The following is a 15,528-nucleotide window of genomic DNA, read 5'->3' on the forward strand; positions in this document are numbered from 1 at the left end:
AGGCGGTGTTTTGAACACCAAATCTTCTGCGGCTGTACGGCCCCTTTCGCGAACAAGTTCGCTCCTACATTTTTGCCCTACGCTCAAGCATGGGCTTTTGTAGGAGCAAACCTGTTCGCGAAGGCGTTGCTTTGAACGCCAAATCTTCTGCGGCTGTGCGGGCCCTTTCGCGAACACGTTCGCTCCTACATTTTTGCCGTACGCTCAAGCATGGAGGGCTTCTGTGTTAGCGAACTTGTTCGCGAAGGCGGTGTTTTGAACACCAAATCTTCTGCGGCTGTACGGCCCCTTTCGCGAACAAGTTCGCTCCTACATTTTGCCGTACGCTCAAGCATGGGCTTTTGTAGGAACGAACTTGTTCGCGAAGGCGGTGTTTTGAACACCAAATCTTCTGCGGCTGTAAGGGCCCTTTCGCGAACACGTTCGCTCATGCATTTTACCCTACGCTCAAGCATGGGGCCCCTTGTGCGAGCAAACACGTTCGCGGCTACTCCAGCGGAACCAGCCGCTCACGGCTGTTGCTCAGGTGCGTCCACATCGCTGCACGCGCGGCATCCGGGTCCTTGCGGCGAATGGCGCTGAGCAGTGCTTCGTGTTCAAGGTTGGCCAAGTAGCCCTGATGCGCAAGGTTGTTGCCTGCCCGCTCGCTCGATGCAATGCGGCTGCGCGGAATGACCGCGCTGCCCAAGTGTTGCATGATCTCCAGAAAATACGGGTTGCCGGTGGCTTCGGCGATCAACATGTGAAAGCGTTTGTCAGCCTCGACGCAGCTGTCGTCGTTGGCCAGCAGGTCCTGATAATCATCCAGCGCCTGGCGCATGGCCGCCAGTTGCTCATCGGTACGGCGCACTGCTGCCAGCGCCACGGCCTGGGTTTCCAGGCCGATACGCAGTTCGATGATATCGCGCACTCTGGAAACGGTCTCGACCTTGAGGCGCAGCCCCGTCTGGTCACTGCGCTCGAGCACGAATGTGCCGATGCCGTGATGGGTCACCACCAGCCCGGACGCCTGCAACTTGGAGATCGCTTCACGCACCACGGTGCGGCTGACGCCGTGCTCGCGGACGATCTGGTTCTCGGAAGGCAACTTCTGGCCGGGAGCAATCTTGCCAAGCAGGATGCGCTGGCTCAGTTCGGTGACCAGATCGGTGGCCAGGCTGTGCTGACGGCGTTTGGGCGCTGTGCTGACAGGCTCTTGCATGATGAATAATCCTGACTTGTCTGTTTATGCTGCCGTATCACGGCCGTGGCAGCGCGAATACGGGGCCGGGAGCGGCCAGAAGCCGGGTTTAACAGCCCTGCGCAGTTGTCTTACTTGTATTACAAGCATTCCCGCCTGTCAAAGCGCCTGTTTCCGCCCACCCTGCCTTCCGTCAGCCGTTGCGCTCAATGGCACCCGCCACCCTCAGCTGATGCACACAAACAAAATCCCTGTATTCATTGGCCAAAACCTTAATTAAACACGGTCATATACGCCCGGCATACCTGCACAACGGCGAATGCCTCCAGCTTAATAATCTCGCAGATCATCACTGCGAAGGGATTGCACAACGGCTTTTTACTTGTATGATGACCGACAATGCGAAGGACACACTTCGCACATACCCGCATAAAAACAACGAGTGGGAGATTCAACTGTGAGCACATCCAATTCCAGGATGGCCGACGGCACAGGTTCGGTTCTGAATTCAGCCGTATCGAAGGTCAAACGTCACGTCCTGCCGCTTTTCGTCATCATGTTCATCGTCAACTACATCGACCGGGTCAACATCGGCTTCGTGCGTTCGCACATGGAGCATGATCTGGGTATCGGCGCTGCAGCCTATGGCCTGGGTGCCGGACTGTTCTTCATCGGCTACGCCCTTTTCGAAGTCCCTTCCAACATCCTGCTGCAGAAAGTCGGCGCGCGTATCTGGCTGACGCGAATCATGCTCACCTGGGGCATCGTCGCCGCCTGCATGGCCTTCATCCAGACCGAAACCCACTTCTACATCCTGCGCTTTCTGCTCGGCGTGGCCGAGGCCGGTTTCTTTCCAGGCGTGATCTACTACTTCACCCGCTGGCTGCCTGGCGTCGAGCGTGGCAAGGCGATTGCCATCTTTCTCAGCGGCTCGGCCATCGCCTCGCTGATCTCGGGCCCGTTGTCCGGCCTGCTGCTGCAAATCACCGGTTTCGGCCTGAAAGGCTGGCAGTGGATGTACTTCATCGAAGGCATGTTCTCGGTCGGTCTGTGCTTCTTCGTCTGGTTCTGGCTGGACTCCAAACCGCACGATGCCAAGTGGCTGACCCGCGAAGAACAGGATGCGCTGGTCAACGCCATCGATGCCGAACAGGCTGCCCGTGAGGCCGCGACGCCGGTCAAGGCCTCCATCGGCAAGCTGCTCAAGGACGGTCAGATCATTCTGTTCTGCCTGATCTACTTCTTCATCCAGCTGACGATTTACGCAGCAACGTTCTGGCTGCCGAGCATCATCCGCAAAATGGGCAGCCTGACTGACTTCGAAGTCGGCATGTTCAACTCGATTCCGTGGCTGCTTTCGATTATCGGCATGTACGTGTTCGCCACGCTGTCCGCCAAGTGGAAACGCCAGCAGGCCTGGGTAGCCATTGCGCTGCTGATTGCGGCTGCCGGGATGTTCATGTCGACCACCGGCAGTCCGATCTTCGCCTTCGTCGCCATCTGCTTTGCAGCACTGGGTTTCAAGTCGGCTTCTTCGTTGTTCTGGCCGATCCCGCAGGCCTATCTGGACGCGCGGATCGCCGCTGCGGTCATCGCGCTGATCAATTCGGTGGGCAACCTCGGCGGCTTCGTGGCACCCACAACCTTCGGCCTGCTGGAAGAACACACCGGTTCGATCCAGGGCGGACTGTATGGCCTGACAGCCACTTCGATCATCGCCGCAATCATCGTTTTCGCCGCGCGCAATAACCCCAAGCCTGGCGCGACGCCGGTCGCCGCCATTCAGACGCCGGCGACCCACTGATACACGTGCGCAGCCGCTTTTTCATCGGTCATATTTTCAAGGCCTTACGTTTAAAGGACCCGTCATGAACATTCAGCAATCCAATATCACCAGCAAGGCCCCCGTCATTACCGAAATGCAGGTAGTGCCCGTGGCTGGCCATGACGACATGCTGCTCAACCTGAGCGGCGCACATGGCCCCTACTTCACCCGCAACGTGGTCATTCTCAAGGACAATGCCGGGCATGTCGGTGTGGGCGAAGTGCCTGGCGGCGAGCTGATTCGCCAGACGCTGGAAGACGCGCGATCGCTGGTCGTCGGCAGCAGCATTGGCACTTACCAGAAGATTCTCAACGAGGCACGCAAGGCGTTTGCCGATCGGGACTCCGGTGGCCGTGGCCTGCAGACGTTCGACCTGCGCATTGCCATTCATGCGGTCACCGCGCTGGAAGCGGCGCTTCTCGACCTGCTCGGCCAGCATTTGGAAGTACCGGTTGCGGCATTGCTGGGCGAAGGTCAGCAGCGCGATCAGGTCGAAATGCTCGGTTACCTGTTTTATGTCGGCGACCAGCGCAAGACCGATCTGGCTTACCGCAGCGAACCCGAGGCCGATAATGACTGGTTCCGTATCCGCCATGAAGAAGCACTGACTCCAGAGGCCGTGGTGCGCCTGGCCGAAGCCGCGCATCAGCGTTACGGCTTTCAGGACTTCAAGCTCAAGGGCGGCGTGTTGAGCGGCGACCAGGAAATCGAAGCGGTGACCGCACTCGCCGAACGCTTCCCCGAGGCGCGCATTACGCTGGACCCGAACGGTGCCTGGTCGCTCAAGGAAGCGATCCGCCTGTGCCGCGATCAGCATCATGTGCTGGCCTACGCCGAAGATCCGTGCGGCGCAGAAAACGGTTATTCCGGTCGCGAAGTGATGGCCGAATTCCGCCGCGCTACCGGACTCAAGACAGCCACCAACATGATCGCCACCGACTGGCGGGAAATGGGTCACGCCATTCAGCTGCAGTCAGTGGACATTCCACTGGCCGACCCGCACTTCTGGACCATGCAGGGCTCGGTACGGGTGGCGCAGATGTGCAACGAGTGGGGCCTGACCTGGGGCTCGCACTCCAACAACCATTTTGATATTTCCCTGGCGATGTTCACCCACGTGGCCGCTGCAGCGCCGGGCACTATCACCGCGATCGATACGCACTGGATCTGGCAGGACGGCCAGCGTCTGACCAAGGCGCCGCTGCAAATCGTCGGTGGCAAGGTCGAGGTTCCGAAGAAACCGGGGCTCGGTGTCGAGCTGGACATGGACCAGTTGGCCAAGGCTCACGAACTCTATAAAGGCATGGGCCTGGGCGCGCGTAACGACGCCGTGGCCATGCAGTTTCTGATCCCTGACTGGAAATTCAACAACAAGCAGCCTTGCCTGGTGCGTTGAATCGGTCTGGCATTCGCAGTTGACTCGCCGCCTGTTCACTCTCTGGCTGGCACACGGCGCGCAACCCCCTTGCGCGCCGTTTTTTTAATCGAATTTGGCTTGCCGAAGCGGCATGCTACTGTCTGGTAATGTCCAGTAACGATTAGACCGCATGCGCCATCTCGCCCGCACCCGCCCTCGCCTCACCCTTGCCGCTCTGGTCGGCCTGACCGCAGGCATCGCCTGGTCTTGGCTCATCCCCCACTCGACACTGACCCAGAGCCTGCTGACTGGCTGGGACACGGGGGTCTGGCTTTATCTGATCATGATTTTCATCCGCACGCTGCGCAGCGACGCCGACGATGTGCGGCGAGTCGCGATGAGGGAAGACGAAAACGCGGGGGTCATTCTGGTCACGGTCTGCGTTGCGGCGCTGGCCAGCCTGGCCGCAATCATTTTTGAAATCGCCAACAGTAAAGGCCTTTCCAGCGACGCCAAGATGCTTCACCACGCCTTCACCGGCCTGACGGTCATCGGCTCCTGGCTGATGATCGGCGTGATCTTCAGCCTGCATTACGCACGCATGTTCTACACCTGGAAAGGCAAAGAGCCCGCGCTGGCATTTGTGGGCGGTGAAAAGAACCCCGATTACTGGGACTTTCTGTACTTTTCGTTCACCCTCAGCGTCGCAGTGCAAACCTCCGATGTGGGCGTAGCGACGCGCGAAATGCGCAAGGTCGTGCTCGGCCAGTCATTGATCTGTTTTGTGTTCAACACCGCGATTCTGGGTTTTTCGATCAACATCGCCGCCAGCCTGTTCAATTAGCGTTGGCCTTGAAAAACAACCCCATCAAGAGGCCTTCAGACGATGACCCCATTGAAAATAGCGGTACTCGATGACTGGCAAAACGTCGCCAGCACTGTAGTGGACTGGTCCGTGCTCCATTCAGTGGGCAAGGTCAGTTTTCTGCATGACTACCCTGCCGATACATCGACCATGGCGCAGCGCCTGCGAGACTTCGACATCATTTGCGTGATGCGCGAGCGAACCCTGTTCGATGCGGCGCTGCTCAGCCAGCTGCCGACGCTGAAACTGCTGGTCACCGGCGGCATGCGCAATGCGGCGATTGATACCGCTGCGGCCAAGCGTCAGGGCATTGTCGTGTGTGGAACTGAAAGCTATAAGCATGCGGCACCGGAGCTGACCTGGGCGCTGATCATGGGCATCACCCGCAACCTGGTGGCCGAGGCCAACTCGCTGCGTGCCGGCAACTGGCAGGTCGGAATAGGCAGCGATCTGCATGGCAAAACCCTGGGCATTCTCGGTCTGGGCAGTATCGGTAAGTGGATCGCCCGCTACGGGCAGGCATTCGGCATGAAAGTCATTGCCTGGAGCCAGAACCTGACGCCAGAGGCTGCTGCCGAGTCCGGCGTCACCTATGTCAGCAAACAGCAACTGTTCGAGCAGGCCGATGTGCTGTCGGTGCACCTGGTGCTCAGCGATCGCAGCCGCGGCCTGGTGGACGCAGAAGCACTGAACTGGATGAAGCCCGGCGCTTATCTGATCAACTCGTCACGCGGCCCGATCATCGATCAGGCCGCGCTGATCGAAACACTGCAACAGCGCAGAATCGCCGGCGCAGCGCTGGACGTCTTCGACATCGAACCACTGCCGGCCGATCACCCGTTCCGCACGCTGGACAACGTGCTGGCGACCCCGCACATCGGTTACGTCACCGAGAACAACTACCGGACTTTCTACGGGCAGATGATCGAAGATATCCAGGCGTGGCATGCAGGGTCGCCGATCCGGGTATTTGGCTGAAGAGTCATGCAGCATCACGCTGTAACCTATGGGTGCCACGCTGCGTCCGGGCGTTGCGTGTCGCCCCTGTAAAGCCTCACCACCAGTCTCGCGGTCGGCCCCCATTTCCAGGCCAGTAAACGACCAGTATTTCGGGCAAAAAAAAGAACCGCATTAACCGTGAAGACTTTGCTGCACGGAAAATAAGTTCTATGCGAACCTGCTCGCCCGATGGACAATACTCGGAATATAATTGCACCCTGATGAGCCCGAGTATCGATAAACAACAGAAACATGGAAACAGCTGCACAATCGTTATATTAAGTTTCCGACGTGCTCATATGAACATTGTCATTCCATACATTATCGCCTGCCTCGATATTCATTCTCCTGCTTTATCAGGCGCAGTCACTTTTCGCACAGACCACTGAGACATCCGATGAATATCCGCTCAGCCAGGCCACATGACAGCCTCATGGCAGCTAACGAGAAACCTGTCATGGCAGACAGGCCCCCGGAACCGGCGAGCGCTGGCACGACGGGTGCAACTTCGGATACGCAGACGAAACTCGATACCTACACCCCTTCCGACAGGCGCTCCGCTGAAGCGGCGCAAACCTCTCCGGTCTATACCAGAGCAATGTTCAAGCGAAATGCTCAATCGCTGGAGAATGGAGCATCCTCATCGGACGCGGCGTTACTTGCCAGTCAAAAAACGCGCGTCAGTCAGGACGATACCAAGGCCGTGCTCAATGACGTGGCCACTGTCAAAGACAACACGACCTCTGCCGAGCCAGATACAAAAGTCAAAGACAAAGACAAGGTTTCCGCTTCCGAGCCGGTCAAAACCGCCGAGCCCGTCTTGCGCGGGGGAGCCAACGTCAATCCTGATGATATCGCCACACCTGCCGCTGCCACGAAGATGATTCAGGACCTGAAAGCGATTGGAGGCGGAACCTTGCGCTTTCAGATGACGCACGATCAGATCAAGGACAGCAGGCAGTTGGATAAGCTCAGGGCATTGCTCAGTGAAGGGGGCAAACAGGGTGTAAAAGTTCAGTTCACGTTCCGCGACGATGCGAACCAGGGTAGCGGAAACGTGCTGACGGGAGACAAATTGAAGCAGGCCTCGGCCGACATCAGTACCATTGTCAAAAGGTTTGGCAGTCGTACAGGCTTTGTACTGGATACCTTCCATCAGGGCGGTAAAAGCGCAAGTCAGGAATGGGCCGACATGCAGACCACGTTAATTAAATCCGCGCGCGATGCCGGTTATAAAGGAAGTATTGTTGTCGAGGACAGCAATTGGGGGGGTGGCCTGACCGCAGGTCCGCAAAGCGGCCTGGTCAAGTTTGCCGTTCAATTAAAGGCTGCCAATGGCGACGACAACCCAGCCTTGATTGGAAGTTTTCATGTGTATGCCAGAGAAAGCGAAGCCTCTTCGCGACTCGCCAGCCAGATCAAGGCATTGAAAGAGGCTGGCTATAAATTCCAGATTGGCGAAGTGGGTAATGCCAACCTGACAGCAGCCAATACCTTCCAGCAAAAGGACGCCGCCACTAATGCCTTGCGGGATAATATGAGCGCTCTCAAAGCAGCCGGAGCGGACATTTTACCCGGCAAGGAACAGTTCCAAGGGGGCAAACTTCGCCATCGTGCCGGTTTTTCAACGGCCGATCAGTACTGATGATGCACGGCTGCGTGTGCACAAGGGCCGGCGCCCATTACGCACGCTGCTGAACCTGCCCTTGAAAGGGTCAGGCTTTCTCCATCAGAACCCGATACCGGCACACGGCATCACAACGTATAGGCAATCCCCACCTGCACCGTCCGTGGTGCCCCCGGATAGGCATAGACATTGCCGAACGAGCCTTCCTCATAGTCCGTGTCGAACACATTCTTCAGGTCCAGATTGAGCTTCACGTGCGGGTTGACCTTGTAATAGGCCAGCAGGTCAAACACCGTATAGCTGTCCATCGAGAAAGAAGTGTTGGCCGTACGCCCGGCGCGCTGGTCGACATAGCGACCGCCGCCGCCCAGGCCCAGGCCACGCAGGGCGCCGTCCTGAAACTCGTAGACGTTGAGCAGGCTGAACGTTTGCTCGGGGATGTTCATCAGCCGTGTACCGGACCGCAGTGTGTTGTCCTTGGTAACCTCGGCGTCCACGTAGGCGTAGCTGCCCATTACCCGCCACTCGGGCGTCAGGTTGCCGACCACGTTCAGGTCCAGGCCGCGACTGCGCACCTCGCCCGCCGCCACACTGAAGGTTGAATCGACCGGGTCGGTGGTCAGCACGTTACGCTTTTCGATCTGGTAGATGGCCGTGTCGACACTCAGTTGCCCGTCCAGCGCCTCCCACTTGGTTCCGATTTCATAGGATTTTCCCTCCTCCGGCTTGAACCCGCCGCCCAGTCGGCTGGCACCGCTGTTGGGCTTGAACGAGCGAGCGGTGGTGGCGTAGACGGCAAGGTCGTCGGTCAGGTCGTAGCTCAGGCCAAGGCGCGGAGTGACCGCGTTATCGCTGGCAGTCCAGCTGCTGGTGCCGGGCAGGAAAGAATCGTAATCGTGTTCGAAACGCTCCAGACGCACACCGCCCAGCAGCTTCAGGCGCTCGGTCAGGGCCACCTGATCCTGCACGAAGGCAGCCCAGGTCTTGAGGTTCTCCTTGTCGTGGGTTGTCGTTCGGGTCAGTGCCGGACGAGCCTGGCCGTAGACCGGATTGAAGATGTCGATCGGGTAGGCACTGACTGCACCGCTGGAGCGTTGAATGATCGACTTGTAGTCATAATCTTCATACTCGACACCGGTCAGCAGCGTGTGCTCGAAACCGCCCGCAGAAAAATGCCCGGTCAGGTTCAATTGCACATCGCGATCGGTCCATTCCAGCTTGCGATAGTTGAAGTTGCGCCCGAGGGTGCGGCCGTCCGCCGCCAGCCCGTTGGCCTCGATGGCATCGCCTTGCAGGGAACCATCAAGGATCTGCACGCCACCGCCCAGCGTCCAGTCCGGGTTGAGGTCATGCTCGAAGCGCAGTTGTGCCATGTTGTTGTCGTTATGCAGCTTGCCCACACTCTTCTCGCCGAAGAACGTGTCGCGGGCAGCGGTACCCGTCTGATTGGCATACCGCGTCAGGCCACGATCCAGCGGCGCGTTGTTGCGCATGAAGTCGCCTTCGAAGGTGATGCGCGTGGCGTCGTTGACCTGCCAGCTCAATACCGGCGCCACGCCATAGCGCTCGGTTTCGACGTGATCACGGAACGTATCGCCGCCCTCACCCACCACATTCAGGCGATAGGCAAAACGGCCTTCGTCATCCAGGGGTCCCGAAGCATCCAGCGTTCCGCGTTTCATGCCCTGATCATTGAGCTGACTGCCCAGCGTTACGGAAGGCTCGGCCAACGGCTGTTTGGAAACCACATTGAAGGTGCCGCCCGGATCGCCGCGACCATAGAGCGTGGTGGCCGGACCACGCAGCACCTCAAGGCGCTCGATGGTGTTGGCGTCCGGCATGTTCGGATAACCACGATTGATCGGGAAGCCGTTGCGGTAGAACTCGCCGGTGGTGAAGCCGCGCACCGTAAAGGTGGTCAGCCCCTGGCCGCCGAAGTTGTTGGCTCGACCGACGCCACCCGCGTAGTCGAGAGCATCCTGCAAACGTGTGGAACCGATGTCCTCGACCGCTTCGCGGGTCACGACGCTGACCGATTGAGGGGTTTCGTGCAGCGAGGTATCGGTACGCGTGGCACTGGCAGACCGTGTGGCCCGATAACCATCGACCGGCCCTTGTGCCGTTTCGGCATTGGCGGCGCCCTGGATATCGATGTTCTGCAACTCCATGGCAGGCTGGACGCCAGCCACCTGATCAGCCCAGGCCGCTTGAGAGATAGCCTGGATAACGCAAAGTGAAACGATAGTACGACGCATCGACATGCAGCCCTTGGCAAGAAACCAGGCCTCTTGGGACCCGGCAGGATTTTTTGCGAATAGTACAGATTCGTATTAACGCCTGATACAAATTCCCAAAAAATACTCTCGCACAGGCCAGACATGACGCTTAGCCAATGTGGCGATAAACAGGCAAACTGCGCTTATTGCTCCTTACCAGAGAACCCACGATGCCCCTTTCCCACAAGCCTGCCGATCCTCGTTGCGCCTTGCTGGTAATCGACATGCAATACGACTTCATGCCCGGAGGGCAACTAGCGGTGGCTGACGGCGATGCGCTGCTGCCGTTGATCAATCGCCTGGGTGCGCGCTTTCCCCAAGTGGTCATCACGCAGGACTGGCACCCTGCCGGGCACATTTCCTTTGCGTCCAGCCATGCGCAGCGCCTGCCGTTCGAGAGCATTACCCTGCCCTACGGTCCGCAGACGCTGTGGCCGGATCATTGCGTACAAGGCAGTCACGGTGCGCAGCTACATGCCGACCTCGACCTGCCTCACGCGCAACTGGTCCTGCGCAAGGGCTGCAATGCGCACATCGACAGTTACTCGGCATTTCTGGAGGCAGACCGCACGACCCGCACCGGGCTGGCCGGGTACCTGACAGAGCGCGGCATCGACACGCTGTTCGTGGTCGGGCTGGCGCTGGACTTCTGTGTCGCCTGGTCCGCGCAGGATGCACGCAGTGCCGGTTTCAACACCTTTGTGGTCGAAGACGCCTGTCGCGCCATCGATATGAACGGCTCGCTGGAGCAGGCCTGGAAGACCATGCTGGGCATGGGTATCGAACGCGTGCAGAGCGCCGATCTGCTGGGCTAGACCGACACATTCTGCTAACTGGCTCAAACATTTCTCGATACGCTCCGCCGCTGGCGAACGACAGCGCGCGGCGCCTGTCTGAACCATCGGCCCGACATTGCCCCCGTCGGTCCATTTCATCACTGGCGCTGAGGACGTTGTATGGATCACGAAGTAGATGGCAAGACCCCCGGCCTGTCAGCCGAGGAAGAGCGCGAGATTGATGAGAATCAGCCGCCCCGCGCGGCGGTGTTGCACGAAACCATTCGCATGCAGGGCGACCATGAACTGGAGCGCAGCGTAGCCGCGCTGTGGTGGTCGGCACTGGCTGCAGGGCTGACCATGGGCCTGTCGCTGATGGCGATGGGGCTGTTGAACTCGCGCCTCGAAGGCATCCCCGGCAGTCATGTGATCAGCAGCCTCGGCTATTCTGCAGGGTTTCTGGCGGTGATCCTGGCGCGCCAGCAACTGTTCACTGAAAACACCATCACGGCTGTGCTACCCGTCATGAGCAAGCTGAACCTGGCCAATATCGGGCGGCTGCTGCGTTTGTGGGGTGTGGTTCTGACCGGCAACCTGGTCGGTACGCTGACGGTGGCCTATGTCATGCTCAATCTGCCGATTTTCGATACCAGCACAGACAAGGCGTTTCTGGAAATTGGCCACAAGGTCATGGAAAACGACCTGGCCCAGATGTTTTCCAAGGGCATCGTCTCGGGCTGGATGATTGCGACCATGGTCTGGATGATCGCGTCGATGGAAAACGCCAAGATAGCGATCATTGTGCTTATCACTTACCTGATGGCGCTCGGCGACTTCACGCACATCGTGGTGGGTTCGGCCGAAGTGTCCTATCTTGTATTCGCGGGTGAGCTGGGCTGGAAGGATTTCTGGTTTGCGTTCGCAGGCCCCACGCTGGCGGGCAACATTATCGGTGGCAGTTTTATTTTCGCTTTGATCAGCCATGCGCAGATCCGCAGTGAAAAAGACACCACAGAGAAAATGGAGCGCGATCGCAAAAACAAGGAAGAAAAACGTCGCCTGGAGAAAGCGCAGAAGCTCAAGGAAGAGGATTCCGCGGCAAAGCGAGAAATATGATCCCTATCATTAAACTTTCTTTCAGGAAACGCGGCGGATTTTAAAGGCAGAATGACTCTTTGAACGCATCTATTCAGGCAGGGACCATGACCCGAATTCTGGCAATCGAAGACGATGCCATCACTGCAAAGGAAATCGTGACCGAACTCAGCAGCCACGGGCTGGAAGTGGACTGGGTCGACAACGGCCGTGACGGCCTGGCGCGTGCAGTGAGTGGCGATTATGACCTTATTACTCTGGACCGCATGTTGCCGGAGATGGATGGTCTGACCATCGTCACCCACTTGCGCGCCCAGGGCATTTCCACGCCGATCCTGATGATCAGCGCCCTCTCCGACGTGGACGAGCGCGTTCGCGGCCTGCGTGCCGGAGGGGATGACTATCTGCCAAAACCCTTCGCGTCGGATGAGATGGCCGCACGCGTCGAGGTGCTGTTGCGACGCAGCAACCCGGTCAGTGCCGCCAAGACGGTATTGCAGGTTGCCGACCTGGAACTGAACCTGATTACCCGGGAAGCGTGTCGCGGCGGCGAGCCGCTGATCCTGCTGCCCACCGAATTCAAGCTGCTTGAGTTTCTGATGCGCAACAGCGGACAGATCATCACCCGAATGATGATTTTTCAGGAAGTCTGGGGCTACCACTTCGATCCGGGCACCAACCTGATCGACGTTCACATCGGCCGTTTGCGCAAGAAGATCGATCAACCCGGCACCGCACAGCTCATTCAGACCGTGCGAGGATCCGGCTATGTCATTGCCGAACCCGTCTGACGGCTGGCGATCATCCACAAGTCGATTACTGGCGCTGTACAGCTCGCTGTTCGTAGCCTGGAGCGTGATTCTGCTTGGCGTGCTGTATTGGGAGGTGACGTCCTATCTGGACACCCTCGCCCGCCAGTCGCTAACCCATCGCCAGCAACTGTTTTCTCGCTTCGAGGGCCAGGGCCTGGTGGACGCTCTGGCCACCAGCATGACCTTCGATACCCGCTCGGTGGATGCCTACGGTCTGTTCGACGAGAACTTCGGCCCGGTTGCCGGGCCTATCACCAGCGTCCCGAAAAACCTGCCTATCGACGGCCAGATTCATGTGCTGAACGATTGCATCGAATCGGATGATCCAGGCATGCCGCAAGGCAGTTGCGATGCGATCGTCAATCGCACGTCGGACGGCCGCTGGCTGGTGCTGGTTCGCGAGAACGGCTCGCTGTTTGCGGTGAGCACGCTGATCCTGCATGCCTTGCTGTGGGGCATCTCGCTGACCATTATTCCCGGGGTTGCCGGCTGGCACTTGCTGCGCCGTCGGCCGTTGCGGCGCATCCGTGCGATCCAGGCCAGCGCCGAATCGATCATCGCCGGCGACATGGCCGGCCGTCTGCCGGTCTCCAACAGGCGCGATGAACTGGACATGCTGGCGGTGATCGTCAACGCCATGCTGGACCGCATCGAAAAGCTCATGAACGAGGTCAAGGGCGTCTGCGACAACATCGCCCATGACCTGCGCACACCGCTGACCCGATTGCGTGCGCAGCTTTACCGTATTCAGCAGCAGTCAGCCCACGATTCGACCCATGCCACGCAGATTGCCCAGGTCATCAGCGAAGCTGACACGCTGATGGCACGCTTCCGTGGACTGCTGCGCATTTCCGAGCTGGAAGACCGCCAACGGCGCTCGGCATTCGTTGAAGTGGAACTGCGTCCACTGCTGCAGGAGCTGCATGACTTCTATCTGCCACTGGCCGAAGAAGACCAGATCACCCTGATACTCGACCTGCATGAAACGTTACCCACCCTGGTAGGCGACCGCGCCCTGCTGTTCGAGGCACTGACCAACCTGCTGGGCAACGCAATCAAGTTCACCCCCGGCGGCGGAATCGTCAAAGTCAGCGCCTACCCTGCCGCAGGCGGCACCACGCCGTGCATCGAGGTACAGGATTCCGGGCCTGGCATCCCCGTCGCCGAGCGCGCCGCTGTCTTCCAGCGCTTCTATCGCAGTGAGGCTGGCACCGAGCAAAGCGGCTTCGGCCTCGGTCTCTCGGTAGTGGCCGCAATCGTCAATCTGCACGGTTTTACACTGCAAATAGGCACCAGCGAATACGGCGGCGCAAGCTTGCTGCTGGAATGCCGCACAGTGAATACGCTGGCCTGAGATTCAGGCACCTTCCAAGCCCTTGATTGCACGATCGTGCCTGCTTTTTGACGAGATTAATGCGTCTGGCTCAAGGGTTTCAGCGATTTCGATATTAATCTGGCGCGTTCTGCCAAGCGTAAGTTTGTAACTAGATGTTGCAAATTTGCACGCAGCTTGACCGTTTCAGCACTGACAAGTTCTTCCCAATAAATACGCTTTTCAGGCTCGATACGGCGTTTTTCCCCGATTAAATCCTTCTCTTGTGCAAAAGATGATGGCCAAACGCCAAGGTGAAATGTGAGCGACTAGACATTTTTATGACGTCAGTGACTTGTCGCAATGCTGGCACTGCGTTATCTATGTCCGGGCAAACACAGTTTCTGCGGTAACGTTTCCGCTGCACCCAGAATAATAACTCACCGGATTTCGCCACTTATCGGGCGAGGCTTTGGCATGGCTGCCGAAGCAGAGAATGCTGCATTAATTGCTGGATAAAATTTTAGCTGGGAGGCTGTTATGGGCGCACAATCGAAGATTCTAACCATCGGTAAGTACAAGGTTTACGCCGAGACTTACTGGAAAGGCAGCGACGCCAAGACCATTCTGCTGGTCAACGGTGCACTGTCGACCACTGGCTCTTTCGGGCAGACGGTCAAGTACTTGCAACCGCACTACAACCTGGTGCTGTTCGATCTGCCGTTTTCAGGACAATCCCGAGCGCATAACCCGGACGACATGATTGTCAGCAAGGAAGATGAAGTAAACATTCTCCTGCAACTGATTGATCTCTATCAGGTAAACCACCTGCTGTCAGTCTCCTGGGGCGGTGTCTCGGCCCTGCTGGCCCTCTCCGAATGCCCTCCATCCGTGGAAAAGGCCATCATCAGCTCGTTCTCGCCGGTCCTCAACGAGGCCATGCTCGACTATATCGATAACGCCCAGATCTACCTCGCCGCACGCGAAAAACGCAAGATCGGCTCACTGCTCAACGACACCGTGGGCAAGTACCTGCCGCGCCTGTTCAAACTCTATAACTACAAGCACCTGATCAGTCTTGCCGAGCATGAATATCGCCAGATCGACTTTCACATCAGCCAGATTCGCCAACTAAGCGCCAGCAATTACGTCGAGCGTTTTTCCTCGATCAACATTCCGGTGCTGTTCATCAACGGTGAAAAAGATGAATACACCACTGTTGAAGATGCCCGCATGTTTTCCAACTACATCGCCAAAAGCAGTTTCAACGTAGTTCCGGACACCGGGCACTTTCTGGACCTGGAAAGCAAGGCGGCATGGCACCATTCGCAAAGAACCGCACTGACATTTCTGGGCACTGAAGCGACCCAAGAGGTATGGCCCAGCGTCACCGCGATGGCCTGA

General features: G+C 58.2%; 12 protein-coding genes. 10 read left to right on the forward strand and 2 right to left on the reverse strand.

The genetic code is table 11. The features are described from left to right. Positions 1–487 precede the first annotated feature (487 nt). Positions 488–1,201, reverse strand: coding sequence for a FadR/GntR family transcriptional regulator (locus GE543_RS03145; protein WP_003417533.1), 714 nt, complete (start codon positions 1,199–1,201; stop codon positions 488–490). A gap of 457 nt (positions 1,202–1,658) precedes the next feature. Between GE543_RS03145 and GE543_RS03150 the strand changes: the two genes are divergently transcribed. The 5 genes from GE543_RS03150 to GE543_RS03170 all read left to right on the forward strand — a co-directional run bounded on the left by GE543_RS03150 (position 1,659) and on the right by GE543_RS03170 (position 7,871). Continuing rightward, positions 1,659–2,984: an MFS transporter gene (locus GE543_RS03150; RefSeq protein ID WP_003396445.1), complete on the forward strand. Its 1,326-nt coding sequence runs from the start codon at positions 1,659–1,661 to the stop codon at positions 2,982–2,984. A gap of 64 nt (positions 2,985–3,048) precedes the next feature. Beyond that, entirely contained in the window at positions 3,049–4,401 is a 1,353-nt protein-coding gene (gudD, locus tag GE543_RS03155; protein ID WP_046235362.1) for a glucarate dehydratase, read from the forward strand. A 151-nt stretch (positions 4,402–4,552) separates the two neighbouring features. Next, entirely contained in the window at positions 4,553–5,206 is a 654-nt protein-coding gene (locus GE543_RS03160) for a DUF1345 domain-containing protein (protein WP_024663408.1), read from the forward strand. Positions 5,207–5,248: 42 nt separating this feature from the next. Further along, a complete protein-coding gene (locus GE543_RS03165) occupies positions 5,249–6,205 on the forward strand; it encodes a D-2-hydroxyacid dehydrogenase family protein (protein ID WP_046235363.1) in 957 nt (318 codons plus the stop codon). 418 nt (positions 6,206–6,623) lie between these two features. Then, entirely contained in the window at positions 6,624–7,871 is a 1,248-nt protein-coding gene (locus GE543_RS03170; protein ID WP_153220656.1) for a cellulase family glycosylhydrolase, read from the forward strand. 110 nt (positions 7,872–7,981) lie between these two features. Here the strand turns inward: GE543_RS03170 and GE543_RS03175 are convergent, their stop codons facing one another. Then, the gene (locus GE543_RS03175; RefSeq protein WP_178118528.1) at positions 7,982–10,108 is read right to left on the reverse strand and encodes a TonB-dependent siderophore receptor; all 2,127 of its coding nucleotides are present in this window, start codon (positions 10,106–10,108) and stop codon (positions 7,982–7,984) included. Positions 10,109–10,299: 191 nt separating this feature from the next. On the opposite strand from GE543_RS03175, the gene pncA reads away from it, so the two are divergent. From pncA to GE543_RS03200, 5 genes are all read left to right on the forward strand, one after another. After that, positions 10,300–10,944 (forward strand): bifunctional nicotinamidase/pyrazinamidase, encoded by a 645-nt coding sequence (gene pncA / locus GE543_RS03180; protein WP_046269742.1) that lies wholly within the window; start codon positions 10,300–10,302, stop codon positions 10,942–10,944. A gap of 141 nt (positions 10,945–11,085) precedes the next feature. Further along, the gene (locus tag GE543_RS03185; protein WP_003411532.1) at positions 11,086–12,021 is read left to right on the forward strand and encodes a formate/nitrite transporter family protein; all 936 of its coding nucleotides are present in this window, start codon (positions 11,086–11,088) and stop codon (positions 12,019–12,021) included. 86 nt (positions 12,022–12,107) lie between these two features. Next, on the forward strand, positions 12,108–12,791 hold the full coding sequence (locus GE543_RS03190; RefSeq protein WP_003343378.1) for a response regulator transcription factor: 684 nt from the start codon (positions 12,108–12,110) through the stop codon (positions 12,789–12,791). Continuing rightward, positions 12,769–14,166: a HAMP domain-containing sensor histidine kinase gene (locus tag GE543_RS03195; protein ID WP_003411536.1), complete on the forward strand. Its 1,398-nt coding sequence runs from the start codon at positions 12,769–12,771 to the stop codon at positions 14,164–14,166. The genes GE543_RS03190 and GE543_RS03195 overlap by 23 nt, the downstream gene beginning before the upstream one ends. A gap of 498 nt (positions 14,167–14,664) precedes the next feature. Continuing rightward, positions 14,665–15,528: an alpha/beta fold hydrolase gene (locus GE543_RS03200; protein WP_003417546.1), complete on the forward strand. Its 864-nt coding sequence runs from the start codon at positions 14,665–14,667 to the stop codon at positions 15,526–15,528.

The organism is Pseudomonas sp. SZ57 (assembly GCF_009495975.1).
In the GTDB taxonomy this organism is placed as follows: Bacteria; Pseudomonadota; Gammaproteobacteria; order Pseudomonadales; family Pseudomonadaceae; genus Aquipseudomonas; species Aquipseudomonas syringae.

Bases quoted from the DNA above. Each gene is read 5' to 3' on its own strand.
- GE543_RS03145 (WP_003417533.1), bottom strand. From the start codon at position 1,201: ATGCAAGAGCCTGTCAGCACAGCGCCCAAACGCCGTCAGCACAGCCTG.
- GE543_RS03150 (WP_003396445.1), top strand. From the start codon at position 1,659: ATGGCCGACGGCACAGGTTCGGTTCTGAATTCAGCCGTATCGAAGGTC.
- gudD (WP_046235362.1), top strand. From the start codon at position 3,049: ATGAACATTCAGCAATCCAATATCACCAGCAAGGCCCCCGTCATTACC.
- GE543_RS03160 (WP_024663408.1), top strand. From the start codon at position 4,553: ATGCGCCATCTCGCCCGCACCCGCCCTCGCCTCACCCTTGCCGCTCTG.
- GE543_RS03165 (WP_046235363.1), top strand. From the start codon at position 5,249: ATGACCCCATTGAAAATAGCGGTACTCGATGACTGGCAAAACGTCGCC.
- GE543_RS03170 (WP_153220656.1), top strand. From the start codon at position 6,624: ATGAATATCCGCTCAGCCAGGCCACATGACAGCCTCATGGCAGCTAAC.
- GE543_RS03175 (WP_178118528.1), bottom strand. From the start codon at position 10,108: ATGCGTCGTACTATCGTTTCACTTTGCGTTATCCAGGCTATCTCTCAA.
- pncA (WP_046269742.1), top strand. From the start codon at position 10,300: ATGCCCCTTTCCCACAAGCCTGCCGATCCTCGTTGCGCCTTGCTGGTA.
- GE543_RS03185 (WP_003411532.1), top strand. From the start codon at position 11,086: ATGGATCACGAAGTAGATGGCAAGACCCCCGGCCTGTCAGCCGAGGAA.
- GE543_RS03190 (WP_003343378.1), top strand. From the start codon at position 12,108: ATGACCCGAATTCTGGCAATCGAAGACGATGCCATCACTGCAAAGGAA.
- GE543_RS03195 (WP_003411536.1), top strand. From the start codon at position 12,769: ATGTCATTGCCGAACCCGTCTGACGGCTGGCGATCATCCACAAGTCGA.
- GE543_RS03200 (WP_003417546.1), top strand. From the start codon at position 14,665: ATGGGCGCACAATCGAAGATTCTAACCATCGGTAAGTACAAGGTTTAC.